Genomic DNA, 15,849 nt, shown 5'->3' on the forward strand with positions numbered 1-15,849 from the left:
ACTCCTCACATGTAATGACGTGACAGGTCACGTGAGGCGGATAACCATTCTCCAGGGAAAAAGCGTGGGATATAATTTCAGGCCAATTTCGAGTGTGTTTAATGCGTCAATCATAACTCATTGATTGATATAAGATAAGTGTTAGCCAAAAGGATTAAAGCCATGGGTTTTTTATCAGGTAAGCGCATTCTGGTGACAGGCCTTGCCAGTAAATTGTCTATCGCATGGGGAATCGCTCAGGCGATGCATCGCGAAGGTGCCGAACTGGCGTTCACCTACCAGAACGACAAGCTGAAAGGTCGTGTGGAAGAATTTGCAGCGCAATTAGGCTCCAACATTGTTTTGCAGTGTGATGTGGCTGAAGATGCCAGCATTGACGCCATGTTTGCTGAACTGAGCAAAGCCTGGCCGAAATTCGACGGTTTCGTACACTCCATCGGCTTCGCACCTGCTGACCAACTGGATGGCGATTATGTGAACGCAGTTACCCGCGAAGGATTTAAAATTGCGCATGACATTAGCGCTTATAGCTTTGTTGCGATGGCAAAAGCATGTCGTTCCATGCTAAACCCTGGCTCTGCGCTACTGACGTTGTCCTATCTGGGCGCAGAGCGTGCAATCCCTAACTATAACGTGATGGGCCTGGCGAAAGCCTCATTGGAAGCAAACGTCCGTTATATGGCTAACGCAATGGGGCCTGAAGGCGTACGCGTAAACGCAATTTCCGCAGGTCCAATCCGCACCCTCGCCGCTTCCGGTATCAAAGATTTCCGTAAAATGCTGGCCCATTGCGAAGCTGTTACGCCGATTCGCCGCACTGTTACCATTGAAGATGTGGGCAACTCTGCGGCATTCCTGTGTTCCGATCTTTCTGCCGGTATCTCTGGTGAAGTCGTACACGTTGACGGTGGTTTCAGCATCGCTGCAATGAATGAACTAGAACTGAAATAATCTTCCACTGTTCTCTGGGCGGCCCGCTGTCGCCCATGATGCTCGTTTTTAATTCCCCTCTACCCTGTCCCATATATGCTTTTCTGATATTTATTATCACGTAACAATCTTTCATCCCCTCTTCTGCTTACGTCAGGATATTGCAGCGCAAACGATCCGGCGAGTGGTATGACGACGTGTCCGGGTCGCCACTTTTTAGACCAAGGACCGCCCATGGAACAACGCCGAATTGAAGGCAAAAGCCACTGGTATCATGAGACGCAATCCAGCATGTATCCACAAGATGTTCTGCCGCTGGTGCCGGAAGCCGCTCATGTCGACGACTGCTTTTTACTGGATCTGGCGATATCTGATGACGCCCTTTTACCTTTTCAATCCTGGTTAATCCCTGCCCGTAAACTTGCACAGATTCTCTTCCCGACCCACGTAAACCAGAGTCAGATGCACACATTCAGCGCCTATGAACGGATGAGTACGGCGTTAACCGTCGCTCAGGTATATGGCGTCCAGCGATTATGTAATCACTATGCCGCGCGTCTAACACCGCTTCCTGGGCCGGACTCCTCGCGGGAAAGTAACCATCGACTGGCGCAAATCACCCAATATGCTCGTCAACTTGCCAGCTCTCCTGCCGTGATAGGCGCGCGCGATCGCCAGCATCTGGATGCTGTCGGGCTAACCACCAGCGATAGCATTCTGATGAATCAAATTATCGGATTCGTCGGTTTTCAGGCCCGTATCGTGGCCCTGTTTCAGGCCTGGTGTGGACATCCGGTGCGCCGAATTCCGGGTCTCGATATACAACAATTCGCTCACGCTGCGCCATTTAATGCAACAAACACAACCTGGCACGCTGCGCCATTCCCGATAGAAAAACATCTTAATCATGATGAGTCGATAGACAGACGTTATCCCGAGGAACTGCAAGCGTTACTGCCATTACTGATACATTCCCCCGTCATTTTGGATTTACTCGGGTCGCTCATTTCCAGCACGCAACGTAGCGGGATACCGGTACAGGCATTTTCATTGGCGACGCTGATGACTTCACGGATTAATGGCAGCGTGGCCTGTTTTAATGAACATGCGTATTCAGCTCATGAATTAACCGAGGCCATTACCGTTCTTCGCCAGGATGAACGTGAATTACAACGTTGGGAACAACGACATCCGGTTGAGCGCGTTACCCTACAGGCGGTACAATGGCTGACCCGGGCGCCCGACCGCTTTAGCACCGCACTGTTAACGCCTTTGTTCGATCAGGGAATCTCTTCAGAGCAGGCCATTAACCTGCTAGCCTGGAGTGGATTGTGCGGATGGTTGAATCGCTTGAAAATCGCGCTGGGCGACACTGATTAACCGATCCACTTACTGAAAGAGCGCTTGCTGCCACTGGCAGAATCGCGTAAAACTGTCAGCCGCTCTTTTAGCCACGAAAATAGACAATTATGCTTCAGGACAACCCGCTGCTAGCGCAGCTTAAACAGCAACTACATTCCCAGACGCCACGTGCTGAAGGGGTGGTAAAAGCCACGGAAAAAGGCTTTGGCTTCCTGGAAGTCGATGCACAAAAAAGCTATTTCATTCCACCGCCGCAGATGAAAAAAGTGATGCATGGCGACCGTATTGTTGCGGTTATCCATACAGAAAAAGATCGTGAGTCTGCTGAGCCGGAAGAACTGATCGAACCCTTCCTGACGCGCTTCGTGGGTAAAGTTCAGGGCAAAAATGACCGTCTGTCCATTGTGCCGGATCATCCGTTACTGAAAGATGCTATTCCTTGTCGTGCAGCCCGCGGCGTTGAACATGAATTTAAAGAAGGCGACTGGGCTGTTGCAGAAATGCGCCGCCATCCGCTGAAAGGCGATCGCACCTTCTACGCCGAGTTAACCCAATTTATCACTTTTGCTGATGACCACTTTGTCCCGTGGTGGGTCACACTGGCACGCCATAATCTGGAAAAAGAAGCCCCAGACGGTGTAGCAACCGAAATGCTGGACGAAGGCCTGGTTCGTGAAGATTTAACCGCCCTCAATTTCGTCACCATCGACAGCGCCAGCACCGAAGATATGGACGATGCGCTGTATGCTGAAGAACAAGCTGACGGCACACTACAATTAACCGTCGCCATTGCCGACCCAACAGCCTGGATTGCAGAAGGCAGCAAGCTGGATAAAACGGCAAAAATTCGCGCGTTCACCAATTATTTACCGGGGTTCAATATCCCGATGTTACCACGTGAATTGTCTGACGATCTCTGCTCTCTGCGCGCGAACGAAGTGCGCCCGGTTTTAGCTTGTCGTATGAGCATTACTGCCGATGGCACGATTGAAGACAACATCACCTTCTTCGCCGCAACCATCGAATCTAAAGCGAAGCTGGCCTATGACAATGTTTCCGACTGGCTGGAAGGTACAGGCGAGTGGCAACCAGAAAACGACGCGATTGCGGAACAAATCCGTCTGCTGCATCGTATTTGCCTGAGCCGAGGAGAGTGGCGTCATAACCACGCGCTGGTCTTTAAAGATCGCCCGGATTACCGTTTCGTTCTCGGTGAAAAAGGTGAAGTACTGGACATCGTCGCTGAGCCACGCCGCATCGCAAACCGTATCGTGGAAGAATCCATGATTGCGGCAAATATTTGCGCCGCCCGTGTGCTTCGCGACAAGCTGGGCTTCGGTATTTATAACGTCCATATGGGATTCGACCCGGCCAACGCCGACGCTCTGGCCGCGCTGCTGAAAACCCACGGTATGCACGTCGATGCCGAAGAAGTACTGACACTGGAAGGTTTCTGCAAACTGCGCCGCGAACTGGATGCACAGCCATCCGGTTTCCTCGACAGCCGAATTCGCCGCTTCCAGTCTTACGCTGAAATTAGTATTGAGCCAGGTCCACACTTTGGGTTGGGTCTGGAGGCATATGCCACCTGGACTTCCCCAATCCGTAAGTATGGCGATATGATCAACCACCGTCTGCTTAAGGCCGTCATCAAAGGCGAAACCGTCGCCCGACCTCAGGATGATACCACCGTGCAGATGGCAGAACGTCGTCGCCTGAACCGGATGGCTGAGCGTGATGTGGGTGACTGGCTATACGCCCGTTTCCTGAGTGATAAAGCCGGAACCGACACCCGCTTTGCGGCCGAGATCATCGACGTCAGCCGCGGCGGCATGCGCGTGCGTTTAGTTGATAATGGCGCTGTTGCCTTTATTCCGGCCCCCTTCCTGCACGCCGTGCGTGACGAACTGGTCTGCAGCCAGGAAAGTGGTACCGTACAAATCAAAGGTGAAGTGGTTTACAAAGTCACAGATGTGATTGACGTAACTATCGCCGAAGTTCGTATGGAAACCCGGAGCGTTATCGCGCGTCCAGCAGCGTAAACTGACAAATCCAACGACCTTTCTCTTTTTTGAAAGGTCGTTTTCTTTTTTTACCGACCAAATTTCAACCACACACTACACTTCTCTCATCCAGTCAAAATTTTTTTTACTATTTTTCAGTTCCGCTGGCTTTGCTTTTTATGGATTCTGGATTACATATAAATATATAAATAAAACAATACGTTCAGCCATAATCACCCTGAATGAATCATGGCTACCCTTACTTTTGAGGCTTTATGCGCTTTAAACGGGATAGTACACATCATGAAAGACGTCCGGGAGCTGGTTACGTTGTATAGCTATGTGGGCACTCATAACCCCTACTGGCGTTTGTCAGAGGATTGCAACATCCTGCATTTCTCTATTGATGAAACAGCAGAAGCTGAGCAGACCATCGAATTATCACCCGAACAGGCGGACCGCATTCGCGAGATGACGGTAATTACGTCAAGCCTGTTGATGACGTTACCCATTGAAAATGACGATATTCCGGTACATTTGGTCGGGCGGAAAATCAATAAGCGCGAATGGGCCGGTAGCGCATCAGCCTGGGATGACACCCCTTCCGTCGCACGCGACCTGGCTCAAGGTCTCTCTTTTGCCGAACAGGTGGTTTCAGAAGCCAATTCCGTTATTGTCATTCTTGACCGAATGGGCAACATTCAGCGTTTTAACCGTTTGTGCGAAGAGTACACCGGACTCAGAGAACGTGAAGTCATTGGCCAAAGCGTATTCACACTGTTTATGAGTCGACGTGAAGCCGCAGCCTCCAGACGTAACATCGAGGTCTTTTTTCGCGAAGGCAACTCATATGAGGTCGAACGTTGGGTGAAGACCTGCAAAGGTCAGCGCCTGTTTCTTTTTCGCAATAAGTTTGTACATAACGGTAGCGGCAAGAACGAAATATTTCTGATCTGTTCCGGCACCGATATCACTGAAGAACGCCGCGCGCAGGAACGCCTGCGGATGTTGGCTAATACCGACTCCATCACCGGATTACCGAACCGTAACGCCATTCATGAGCTGATAAGCGACGCGATTGAGAACGCAGGTGATACTCAGGTTGGGATTGTATATCTCGATCTTGATAACTTCAAAAAGGTGAACGATGCCTACGGGCATATGTTTGGCGATCAGCTATTACAGAGTGTGTCGCTTGCAATCCTCAGTTGCCTTGACGACAACCAGCTATTGGCTCGGTTTGGCGGTGATGAATTTATCGTCCTTGCCACCGAAACATCCCAGAGCACACTGGAGGCTACCGCATCGCGCATTCTGACACGCCTGCGTCAACCCTTTCGCATTGGCCTGATTGAAGTCTATACAGGCTGCTCTATTGGTATTTCCCTCGCTCCACAGCATGGTCAGGACTGCGAAAGCGTCATTCGTAACGCCGATACGGCCATGTACACCGCGAAAGAAGGCGGCCGCGGACAGTTTTGTGTTTTCTCTCCGGAAATGAATCAGCGGGTTTTTGAATACCTGTGGCTGGATACTAACCTGCGCAAGGCACTGGAAAACGATCAACTGGTTATCCATTATCAGCCAAAGATAACCTGGCGAGGCGAAGTGCGCAGCCTGGAGGCGCTGGTACGCTGGCAGTCTCCGGAACGCGGCCTCATTCCACCACTGGAATTTATCTCCTACGCCGAAGAATCAGGGCTTATTGTTCCGCTGGGGCGCTGGGTTATTCTGGACGTTGTGCGTCAGGTTGCAAAATGGCGCGCCAAGGGAATCAATCTGCGCGTGGCGGTAAACGTTTCTGCCCGCCAACTCGCCGATCAGACGCTATTTACCGATCTCAAACAGGTGCTTCATGAACTCGACTTTGAATATTGCCCCATTGATGTCGAGTTAACGGAAAGCAGTTTGATTGAAAATGAACAGTTGGCACTGTCCGTCATTCAGCAGTTTAGCCAGTTGGGAGCGCAAATCCATTTGGATGATTTTGGTACCGGATATTCGTCACTGTCTCAACTGGCACGCTTCCCGCTTGATGCAATTAAACTGGATCAAACCTTTGTCAGGGATGTACACAAACAACCTATTTCGCAGTCGCTGGTACGTGCCATTGTTGCGGTCGCACAGGCACTCAATCTGCAGGTCATCGCCGAAGGTGTTGAAAGCGCGAAAGAGGATGCGTTTTTAACCAAAAATGGTGTCAACGAGCGTCAGGGTTTTTTGTTTGCCAAACCAATGCCTGCAGTTGCATTTGAACGTTGGTATCGACGGCACCTGAATAAAAAAACACGCTAATGCAGTGGGATCAAACGTTGAAAATAGCCATAAATGGACATTACCTAACGATCCTATCTGCATGTAATCACAGAATATATAATATTCTTCTATCATTGAAGTTAATACTATTTTTCCCTTCTCTTTTGCCATGAAATTCTGCATCATGAAATTCAAACTCTATTGCCATTAGGATGATAACCATGTCTGATATCGACGCTCAGCGTCTGGCCGAACGCATTGATACCGTGCTGGATATCCTCGTTGCAGGTGATTACCACTCAGCCATCCACAATCTCGAAATTCTGAAGGCTGAGCTGCTAGACACGGCCAAAGAAGATGCCGAGTCTTTGCCCAAAAAGCACAAGGCTCCCTGGGAGATCTGATGACATTAACCCTTTAATGTCGCTGCTATCAGCAAACTGCATATGAGGCAGTTTCCGTTTAATTTCCGATACGATATCGCAATAAAATTAATATTATGAATTCCCGACAACAATCTATTTTGCAGATGGTGACTGATAAAGGTCAGATGAGCGTTGCCGAACTGGCAAAAATCACCGGTGTCTCAGAAGTGACGATTCGACAGGATCTGAACACACTGGAAAAACAGAGTTATTTACGCCGTGCGCACGGTTTTGCTGTTTCATTGAACAGCGATGATGTGGAAACGCGCATGATGACTAATTTTACGCTGAAGCGTGAGCTGGCCGAATTCGCCGCATCGCTGGTAAGCCCAGGCGAGTCCGTATTCATTGAAAACGGCAGCAGCAATGCGCTCTTGGCCAGAACGCTGGCGGAGCAAAAAGATGTCACCATCATTACCGTCAGCAGCTATATAGCCCATCTGCTGAAAGAAACCCCCTGCGAAGTGATTCTCCTTGGCGGCATCTATCAGAAAAAAAGCGAAAGCATGGTGGGGCCCTTAACTCGCCAGTTTATCCAGCAGGTACACTTCAGCAAGGCCTTTATCGGCATTGATGGCTGGCAGGCTGACACCGGCTTCACCGGACGCGACATGATGCGTTCTGATGTGGTTAACGCGGTGCTGGAAAAAGGTGCAGAAGTTATTGTGCTTACTGACAGCTCAAAATTCGAAGCCATTCACCCTTACACGCTGGGTCCATTAGAGCGATTCAGCCGCGTAGTCACGGATTCCAGACTCAGCGCCAGCGTACAAATGCAGCTTGAGCACTCGGGTTTAACCGTCAATATCATTGATGCGCACGCATAAAATCTTCAGCAGATGATTTGTCAGTCGGCAAATCATCTCCTCTCTGAGAGTTATCTGACAGTCCAATTAAGACTTTTTACCTGTCGTTAACAGGATTAAGTCGTAAAATTAATGTTAGCGATATAACAGGAACGAACCTCCAATCTCAGGATAGTGTTTGTCATGCCTTCGCTAAACGGTTTCACGGAAATATCTTCGTTAGCCTAAATTTAGCGCTATTCTTAAAGAACACTGGATTCCGTGAATCAATAATTCAGGAGAAAGTATTATGTTAGTAACGAGCAAAAAAATGACCGCTGCCATTTTGGCGATTACTCTGGCAATGTCGCTGAGTGCCTGCTCTAACTGGTCCAAACGTGACCGTAACACCGCAATTGGTGCTGGTGCTGGTGCAATCGGTGGTGCAGTCCTGACTGACGGCAGCACGCTGGGCACGCTGGGTGGTGCTGCAGTAGGTGGTATTATTGGCCACCAGGTGGGTAAATAATTTACGGTTAAACGGCTCGATATAATAATACGTTTACTTTTTCAGGTCTGTATTATTAAAAAGCCACGGAAAAATTCCGTGGCTTTTTTTATTAACCGCCAGCCAATTTAACTTTCATTCCTTTGGCTTCCAGCAGCGATTTAATCAGGTCGCGTTTATCACCCTGTATCTCAATCACGCCATCCTTCACTGCCCCACCGCAACCACATTTTTTCTTCAGTTCCGCAGCTAATTTGGTCAGTTCAGCATCGTCCTGATCTATTCCAGTAATCAGGCACACACCCTTACCTTTGCGGCCACTGGTCTGTCGCTGGATACGGACAATGCCATCGCCTTTGGGACGCTCTGGGACGGCTTTTGGTTCATCAATACGCCCGGTGTCAGTTGAGTAGACCAGACGAGAATTTGAGTCGTTCATTTACGCACCTCGTTTCAGGGAGGCATTGATCATCTTCAGCGTCTGAGCCGGCTCTGCCGACTGTGTGACCGGACGACCAATAACCATATAATCGACGCCAGCTGACTGTGCCTGTTCCGGCGTCATAATACGACGCTGGTCGCCTGCCTCGCTGCCTTCAGGACGAATACCGGGCGTTACCAGTTTAAATGCCTGGCCAAATGCCTGCTTGAATCGCACTGCTTCCTGCGCGGAGCATACGACGCCATCCAAACCACAATGTTGGGTTAAGCGCGCCAGCCTTTCCGCATGCTCCGCAGGTGACAACGTCACGCCAAGGTCGGCAAGATCGCTGGCTTCCATACTGGTCAGAACTGTTACTGCAATCAGCAACGGCGCATCCTTGCCAAAAGGCACCAGGGCTTCACGTGCGGCGGTCATCATACGCGCCCCACCAGAAGCATGAACGTTAACCATCCATACGCCAAGCTCAGCCGCCGCCGCAACGGCATGCGCGGTAGTATTGGGAATATCATGAAATTTCAAATCAAGAAAAACGTCAAAGCCACGCTGTTGTAAATCGCGAACCAACTGAGGTCCAAAAAGCGTGAACATCTCTTTGCCCACTTTCAAACGGCAATCACAAGGATCAATTCTGTCGACAAAAGCTAATGCTTTATCACGATTGGAATAATCGAGAGCGACAACGACAGGAGAATCAGTAACAGCACGAGAAGAAGATGAAGCAGTAAACGTCATGACCAGACCTTCCTGAGGATGGGCGCCATCGGCGGCGCAAAATGGGTAAACGGCGTGCATTCTACCTGCGGCAATAGAAAATTAACAGGCGCGATTACATTTCTGCCAGGCAAATTTGGCAACGGAGGTTGAGGAAGGATCTGTTATAGATCATTAGTATGTTGTAACTAAAGTGAGGTTTTTTAAAAATTACAGCCCATCAAGTCCGCGAATAGGCTTAATGGTTGACCATGAGCGACAGGATGGGCAGTGCCAGTACAGTGTATATGCGGTAAATCCGCACTTCTGGCAACGATACCGAGGCTTGCTGCGCACCTGCTCCCCGACCATATCGCGCAGAACCATCAGGCTCTCTTTCGCGCGCCCTTCTTCTGCTTCGTTAAGATGGTAATCCATCAACTTGTGGAACACGCGCATCGTAGGATGGCGTTGTAGCTGGCGGGTAATATAAACCTGAGCGGTATCAGTCCCCTCACGCGCTTCAAGAATATCGGCCAGCATCAGCTCGGCGGCGGCGCCAGTATTCTCCTCAACAGCCCGACGTAAAAACTCGGCCCACTCATCGTTTTTCCCCAGATGCTGGTAGCAGCTTTGCAGCATTTCCAGCGTTTCGCTGACCAGTTCTTTATCCTGAGAAATCACGCGTTGTAGACATTCGACGGCCTTCGCGTAATCGCCTTTCACCATGTACACACGGCCCATCATGATGGAAACACGGGCACTGTTTTTGTCTGCCGCAGCCCCTTTTTTCAACAGCGTCATGGCGCGATCCATATCGTCGCTACCCATCTGCTGTAAGGCCAGTTCGCAGTAGAAGTGAGCTATCTCAATACGCTGTTTATCTTTACCGAGCTTCACCAGGCGTTCTGCGACATCAATCGCTTTCTGCCATTCGCTGGTCGCCTGATAAATTTGCAGCAGTTGCTGTAATGCACCGACGCGAAAATCTGTTTCATCGGTAAGCTGATTAAACATGTCTTCCGCGCGGTCGTACAGACCTGCGGCCATGTAGTCGCGCCCCAGCTGTTGTACGGCCAACAAACGCTGCTCGTAGGTCAGCGAAGCACTTTCCATTAACGTTTGATGGATGCGGATTGCGCGGTCGACTTCACCGCGCGAGCGAAACAGGTTTCCGAGGGTGAGATGAGCCTCAACGGTGCCCGTATCCTCTTTTAGCATATCGAGGAACAGATCCACCGCTTTGTCTTGTTGGTTGCTCAGGAGGAAGTTAACCCCGGCGACATAGTCACGGGAAAGACGGTTAGCTTCATCCTGCTTGGTTTGTTGCGCACTTCTGCGACCCATATACCACCCATAGGCAGCGGCTACAGGCAAAAGCAGAAACAACAACTCCAACATAAATAATTATTCCTTCACAACCGACGAATCGGCAGAAACCGCAACGTCGGTCGCAGGCGTAAGCTGGTTTTCCAGTCGTTTGATTTTACGTTCGGCGCGCGCAAGAGACACACGAACCTTCAGCCAGAAAAGGCCGCAAATTAACCAACCAATCGCAAAACCTGCGGCAAACAATACAGCAAGCAGCGTAGAGATACGATACTCACCCTGAGCCAGCAGGTAATTAAACGTAACCTGTTGATCGTTTTGCGCACCTAATGTCACCGAAATAACAAAAATCGCCAACACCAGTAAGAAAATGAGTAAATATTTCACATTACTTCCCGTTATGTGGTTTGAGCGAATAAATCGTGTACAACTTACCGCGTTGAGCCCTTTAAATTACCATTTTCACAACGAGTGCGAAACGGAAAAGCGCTTTCCCCTTTCTGATTTAAGGGCAAAATTCGAAAAATCAATCATGGCTAACTTTCTTGTTCACGCTGAGCGATTTCTTTTTCCTCCTGCACAGGCGGCGTTAATGGTCCGCATACCCGCTGCGCAAGCCATGTCGCCAGTGTTACCAGCAACCATGAAATCAGCGTTGCAACGACCAAATCACGGGGCCAGTGCATGCCTAATAGCAAGCGACTGCCCATAACACCCGTAGCCCAGATAAGTAAAAACACAATCGTCAGCGTACGTCGGCGTGGCCATAACAGCCCTACGGCCAGTAAAGCCCAACTGGCGGCAAACATCGTATGCCCTGACGGAAAGGCAAACCCTGTTTCTTTTTGCCAGTGCTTACGTAGAAACGTCGGAATATCCTGTTGTTCGGCCAATTGCTCTTTAACTAAGTGACCACGATCTTTACGTTTTAAAGTGTAGAACTCATCAACAGGGATATGGTGCGTTTTTTCCAGCCACACGACAAAGGGCCGAGGTTCCTGCACCCTGTCTTTAACCCAGGACTTTACGCCCTGACCGACTAAAATTGCCGCAGCCAGGATCGCAAACAGCATTACCGCAGCTTTCAGACGAAAACGCAGACACCACAGAAACCATGCGCAGAGAACAACGTGAGTGATAATGCCCCACGGCTGCGTCACCGTTTCCGTTATCCAGTACAGAGATTTTAGCCACCAAACGTTATGTCCCGGCTGCCAGCTCCAGCCCGATACCCATACGGCAGCCGGCATAATAAGTAGCAGCCCGGCCCCGACCGCAGTGCGCTTTGCAATTGACAGCATTGCCTCTCCTTTCGTCGATAAGTCTCACAATCATAACTGAAAAAAGCGCATGCCGGGGAAATTGACAATTTTGTGCCATTCCAAAAGCGAATCCGTTGTCGCGATTAGGTGAACATCGTTGCCTTATGGCAAAATAGTGCAATATAGAACAGAAGCCAACAGGCGACGGCACGACAGTGCCAGCATAATCTGGAGAATTACATGCAGCTTAAACGTGTGGCAGAAGCCAAACTGCCAACCCCCTGGGGTGATTTCCTGATGGTGGGATTTGAAGAACTGGCAACCGGACACGATCACGTCGCACTGGTTTTTGGCGATATCACAGGCCAAACGCCTGTCCTGGCGCGTGTCCACTCCGAATGTCTGACTGGCGATGCATTGTTTAGCCTGCGTTGCGATTGCGGCTTCCAGCTCGAAGCGGCTCTCACCCATATTGCTGAAGAAGGGCGCGGTATCCTGCTTTATCATCGTCAGGAAGGACGCAATATCGGTCTGCTCAATAAAATCCGCGCCTACGCGTTGCAGGACCAGGGTTATGATACCGTTGAAGCTAATCATCAGTTGGGCTTTGCGGCAGATGAGCGTGATTTCACGCTGTGTGCGGATATGTTCAAGCTGCTTGGTGTGGACGAAGTTCGTTTGCTGACCAATAACCCGAAAAAAGTGGAAATTCTGACCGAAGCGGGAATCAATATTGTTGAACGCGTGCCGCTGATTGTGGGTCGTAACCCGAACAATGAACATTACCTGGACACCAAAGCCGCCAAGATGGGACATTTGCTGGGCAAGTAATAGTTGTTACCGCCGATAAAAAAGCCTGCTCTCGCAGGCTTTTTACATTCTAGCTCAACATATTACGAATCACGTAGTGCAGAATGCCATCGTTTTGGTAGTAGGTTAGCTCCGTTGCGGTATCGATACGGCAGCGGCATAAAACCACGTCTTTACGTCCATCCGAGCGAACCATACTCACCGGCACTGTTGCACCCGGTTTGATGTTTTGCAGATCCGTAATATCGATCGCTTCCTCACCGGTTAGTCCCAGCGTTTTACGCGTGACGCCCTGTGGGAATTCCAGCGGCAAAATCCCCATACCAATCAGGTTAGAACGGTGAATTCGCTCAAAGGACTCTGCGATAACCACGCGAACCCCCAGTAAGCGCGGGCCTTTTGCCGCCCAGTCGCGACTGGAGCCAGAGCCATACTCTTTCCCGGCAATAACCGCCAGGGGGATATTCTCCTGTTGATATTGCATAGCCGCATCATAGATAGCCACTACCTCAGTTCCCGGCAAATGACGCGTCATCCCACCTTCAACGCCGGGCACCATCTCATTGCGAATACGAATATTGGCAAAGGTACCGCGCATCATTACTTCATGATTCCCGCGCCGTGAACCGTAGGAGTTAAAATCTTTACGCTCCACGCCGTGGCTTTGCAGATAACGACCTGCCGGGCTATCCGGCTTGATACTGCCGGCAGGAGAAATATGGTCGGTGGTGACGGAATCTCCAAGCATAGCCAGAATACGCGCGCCGTGAATGTCCTTGACTGGATCCGGCGTAGCCTGCATGCCATCGAAAAATGGCGACAAGCGGATATAAGTTGAGTCAGACTGCCAGCCATAGGTATCAGCCCGATCAACCTGGATTGCTTTCCATTCCGGCGTGCCCTCAAAGACTTCAGCGTACTCCTTATGGAACATGGCGGTAGAAACCTGCTCCACGGCACGTGCAATTTCCTGAGCCGTCGGCCAGATATCTTTCAGATATACGGGATCGCCCTTTCTGTCATGCCCTAACGGATCTTTCGTCAGATTGATGTTCATATTCCCCGCCAGCGCGTAGGCCACCACCAGCGGCGGAGATGCCAACCAGTTGGTCTTCACGAGCGGATGGATACGCCCCTCAAAGTTTCGGTTGCCGGAAAGCACGGCGCCAACGGTAAGATCGCCTTTTTTGATAGCTGTCTCGATAGGATCGGGTAACGGACCCGAGTTACCAATACAGGTGGTACAGCCGTAGCCCACTAGGTTAAATCCCAGCTCATCAAGATACGGCGTGAACCCAGCCTGCGCCAGATAGTCAGACACCACCTTCGATCCTGGCGCCAGCGAGGCTTTCACCCACGGCTGACGTTTCAGACCAAGCGTCACTGCTTTTTTCGCCAGCAGACCCGCTGCCATCAATACGCTTGGGTTAGAGGTGTTGGTACAGGAAGTGATCGCAGCAATAACCACCGCACCATCCGGCAGCTTGTACTGATGACCGTTCATTGTATAGTCCACTGGCTGACGATCTTTCAGCGAGCTATTTACTTCGAGTTCATTACTCGCCGAAAACGCTTTCGGGACATCAGCCAGTGCTACCCGATCCTGCGGACGCTTCGGTCCGGCAAGGCTAGCTTCCACACTGCCCATATCCAGCTCCAGTGAACTGGTAAATACGGGTTCATCCCCTGGATTACGCCACATTCCCTGCGCTTTGGCATAGGCGCTGACCAACTCAACCTGCTCCTCACTGCGTCCACTCAGACGCATATATTCAAGAGTGATGTCATCGATCGGGAAGAAACCGCAGGTTGCGCCGTATTCCGGTGACATGTTAGCAATGGTTGCCCGATCGGCCAGCGGTAAGGTGTCCAGGCCATCACCGTAGAATTCAACGAATTTACCGACCACGCCGTGCTTACGCAGCATCTGGGTGACGGTTAAAACCAGGTCGGTAGCGGTGATGCCTTCCCGCAGTTTGCCCACCAGTTTGAAGCCCACAACATCCGGGATAAGCATAGAAACCGGTTGTCCCAGCATTGCTGCTTCAGCCTCAATGCCTCCAACGCCCCATCCCAGCACACCGAGACCATTAATCATTGTCGTATGGGAATCGGTTCCGACCAACGTGTCAGGGTAAGCCACCCACTCACCGTCTTGCAACTCGCTCCAGACGGCTTTGCCAAGGTATTCAAGGTTAACCTGGTGGCAAATCCCCGTTCCCGGCGGTACAACGCTGAAGCGACTAAATGCCTGCTGTCCCCATTTCAGGAACACATAACGCTCATGGTTACGTTCCATTTCCAGGCGAACGTTTTCTTCGAAAGCATCATCATCACCAAAACGGTCCACCGTTACCGAATGGTCAATGACAAGGTCCACTGGCGAAAGCGGATTCACTTTTGCCGTATCTCCTCCCAGACGTTTCACCGCTTCACGCATAGCGGCAAGATCGACCACCGCCGGCACGCCGGTAAAATCCTGCATCAGAACACGAGCGGGTCGATAGGCAATTTCACGATCGGCATGGGCGGTCTTCAGCCAATGCGCGAGCGCATGAATATCATCTTCGGTAACGGAATTACCATCCTGCCAACGAAGCAGGTTTTCCAGCAACACTTTCAGCGATTTGGGTAGTCGGGTGATATCACCCAGTGATTTAGCGGCCAGAGGTAAACTGTAGTAGCGGTAGGTTTTATCTTTAACCTGCAATGTGTCCTTACTGGCTTCTCGTAGGGTCGACGACATAGCTCCTCCTTAAATGACAGGGTTGGATCCCCTGATTTCCTCAGGGTTAGTATTAAAGATAACACAAACAAAATGTAACGCTTTGATAACAACTCAAATTGATAAAAGTAGCGCGCGATACAAAAGCGCGAAGTGAGGTCAATGGTGAGGAGGAAGGTCTAGCCGTGTAGATTAATAGGATGGATATTCAGCAGGCAATAGCGCAATCGATAATACGTTGATTAGGTGGCTGATGGTGAATACATGGGATAAACGATTCGATATTTAAGACCACGAGGTAATCGTTATTATTATAAAA

General features: G+C 50.3%; 14 protein-coding genes. 8 read left to right on the top strand and 6 right to left on the bottom strand.

Going from position 1 to position 15,849, the window contains the following annotated elements; all coding sequences use genetic code 11:
- The first annotated feature begins 162 nt into the window (after positions 1–162).
- The 7 genes from fabI (at position 163) to osmB (ending at position 8,290) form a co-directional block, all read left to right on the top strand.
- A complete protein-coding gene (fabI, locus tag OGY18_RS08870) occupies positions 163–951 on the top strand; it encodes an enoyl-ACP reductase FabI (protein ID WP_020996373.1) in 789 nt (262 codons plus the stop codon).
- 213 nt (positions 952–1,164) lie between these two features.
- A complete protein-coding gene (locus OGY18_RS08875; RefSeq protein WP_191235469.1) occupies positions 1,165–2,310 on the top strand; it encodes a carboxymuconolactone decarboxylase family protein in 1,146 nt (381 codons plus the stop codon).
- A gap of 89 nt (positions 2,311–2,399) precedes the next feature.
- A complete protein-coding gene (locus OGY18_RS08880) occupies positions 2,400–4,334 on the top strand; it encodes an exoribonuclease II (protein ID WP_057067367.1) in 1,935 nt (644 codons plus the stop codon).
- A gap of 264 nt (positions 4,335–4,598) precedes the next feature.
- Positions 4,599–6,590 (top strand): cyclic di-GMP phosphodiesterase, encoded by a 1,992-nt coding sequence (gene pdeR / locus OGY18_RS08885; protein ID WP_286552672.1) that lies wholly within the window; start codon positions 4,599–4,601, stop codon positions 6,588–6,590.
- 182 nt (positions 6,591–6,772) lie between these two features.
- The gene (locus OGY18_RS08890) at positions 6,773–6,955 is read left to right on the top strand and encodes a YciZ family protein (RefSeq protein ID WP_003833313.1); all 183 of its coding nucleotides are present in this window, start codon (positions 6,773–6,775) and stop codon (positions 6,953–6,955) included.
- A gap of 95 nt (positions 6,956–7,050) precedes the next feature.
- Positions 7,051–7,803: a DNA-binding transcriptional regulator YciT gene (yciT, locus tag OGY18_RS08895; RefSeq protein WP_003020580.1), complete on the top strand. Its 753-nt coding sequence runs from the start codon at positions 7,051–7,053 to the stop codon at positions 7,801–7,803.
- Between the two features lie 268 nt (positions 7,804–8,071).
- Positions 8,072–8,290 carry an osmotically-inducible lipoprotein OsmB gene (osmB, locus tag OGY18_RS08900; RefSeq protein WP_003020583.1) on the top strand — a complete coding sequence of 73 codons (219 nt, stop codon included), beginning with the start codon at positions 8,072–8,074 and terminating at the stop codon, positions 8,288–8,290.
- Positions 8,291–8,381: 91 nt separating this feature from the next.
- Here osmB and yciH read toward each other — a convergent pair whose 3' ends face one another.
- From yciH to pgpB, 5 genes are all read right to left on the bottom strand, one after another.
- Positions 8,382–8,708, bottom strand: a complete 327-nt coding sequence (gene yciH / locus OGY18_RS08905; protein ID WP_003833315.1) for a stress response translation initiation inhibitor YciH — start codon at positions 8,706–8,708, stop codon at positions 8,382–8,384.
- The gene (pyrF, locus tag OGY18_RS08910; RefSeq protein WP_286552708.1) at positions 8,709–9,446 is read right to left on the bottom strand and encodes an orotidine-5'-phosphate decarboxylase; all 738 of its coding nucleotides are present in this window, start codon (positions 9,444–9,446) and stop codon (positions 8,709–8,711) included. It abuts the gene before it with no gap.
- A 189-nt stretch (positions 9,447–9,635) separates the two neighbouring features.
- A complete protein-coding gene (lapB, locus tag OGY18_RS08915) occupies positions 9,636–10,805 on the bottom strand; it encodes a lipopolysaccharide assembly protein LapB (protein ID WP_003833317.1) in 1,170 nt (389 codons plus the stop codon).
- Positions 10,806–10,811: 6 nt separating this feature from the next.
- Positions 10,812–11,120 carry a LapA family protein gene (locus OGY18_RS08920; protein ID WP_003020595.1) on the bottom strand — a complete coding sequence of 103 codons (309 nt, stop codon included), beginning with the start codon at positions 11,118–11,120 and terminating at the stop codon, positions 10,812–10,814.
- Positions 11,121–11,269: 149 nt separating this feature from the next.
- On the bottom strand, positions 11,270–12,034 hold the full coding sequence (pgpB, locus tag OGY18_RS08925) for a phosphatidylglycerophosphatase B (protein ID WP_286552674.1): 765 nt from the start codon (positions 12,032–12,034) through the stop codon (positions 11,270–11,272).
- 201 nt (positions 12,035–12,235) lie between these two features.
- Between pgpB and ribA the strand changes: the two genes are divergently transcribed.
- On the top strand, positions 12,236–12,826 hold the full coding sequence (gene ribA / locus OGY18_RS08930; RefSeq protein ID WP_003020601.1) for a GTP cyclohydrolase II: 591 nt from the start codon (positions 12,236–12,238) through the stop codon (positions 12,824–12,826).
- A gap of 49 nt (positions 12,827–12,875) precedes the next feature.
- Here ribA and acnA read toward each other — a convergent pair whose 3' ends face one another.
- The gene (acnA, locus tag OGY18_RS08935; RefSeq protein WP_286552676.1) at positions 12,876–15,551 is read right to left on the bottom strand and encodes an aconitate hydratase AcnA; all 2,676 of its coding nucleotides are present in this window, start codon (positions 15,549–15,551) and stop codon (positions 12,876–12,878) included.
- Positions 15,552–15,849: the final 298 nt, after the last annotated feature.

It is taken from the genome of Citrobacter sp. Cpo142 (genome assembly GCF_030332425.1).
Lineage (GTDB): Bacteria > Pseudomonadota > Gammaproteobacteria > Enterobacterales > Enterobacteriaceae > Citrobacter > Citrobacter portucalensis.

Excerpts from the sequence above, each read along its gene's own strand:
- fabI (WP_020996373.1), top strand. The coding sequence starts at position 163 with ATGGGTTTTTTATCAGGTAAGCGCATTCTGGTGACAGGCCTTGCCAGT.
- OGY18_RS08875 (WP_191235469.1), top strand. The coding sequence starts at position 1,165 with ATGGAACAACGCCGAATTGAAGGCAAAAGCCACTGGTATCATGAGACG.
- OGY18_RS08880 (WP_057067367.1), top strand. The coding sequence starts at position 2,400 with ATGCTTCAGGACAACCCGCTGCTAGCGCAGCTTAAACAGCAACTACAT.
- pdeR (WP_286552672.1), top strand. The coding sequence starts at position 4,599 with ATGAAAGACGTCCGGGAGCTGGTTACGTTGTATAGCTATGTGGGCACT.
- OGY18_RS08890 (WP_003833313.1), top strand. The coding sequence starts at position 6,773 with ATGTCTGATATCGACGCTCAGCGTCTGGCCGAACGCATTGATACCGTG.
- yciT (WP_003020580.1), top strand. The coding sequence starts at position 7,051 with ATGAATTCCCGACAACAATCTATTTTGCAGATGGTGACTGATAAAGGT.
- osmB (WP_003020583.1), top strand. The coding sequence starts at position 8,072 with ATGTTAGTAACGAGCAAAAAAATGACCGCTGCCATTTTGGCGATTACT.
- yciH (WP_003833315.1), bottom strand. The coding sequence starts at position 8,708 with ATGAACGACTCAAATTCTCGTCTGGTCTACTCAACTGACACCGGGCGT.
- pyrF (WP_286552708.1), bottom strand. The coding sequence starts at position 9,446 with ATGACGTTTACTGCTTCATCTTCTTCTCGTGCTGTTACTGATTCTCCT.
- lapB (WP_003833317.1), bottom strand. The coding sequence starts at position 10,805 with ATGTTGGAGTTGTTGTTTCTGCTTTTGCCTGTAGCCGCTGCCTATGGG.
- pgpB (WP_286552674.1), bottom strand. The coding sequence starts at position 12,034 with ATGCTGTCAATTGCAAAGCGCACTGCGGTCGGGGCCGGGCTGCTACTT.
- ribA (WP_003020601.1), top strand. The coding sequence starts at position 12,236 with ATGCAGCTTAAACGTGTGGCAGAAGCCAAACTGCCAACCCCCTGGGGT.
- acnA (WP_286552676.1), bottom strand. The coding sequence starts at position 15,551 with ATGTCGTCGACCCTACGAGAAGCCAGTAAGGACACATTGCAGGTTAAA.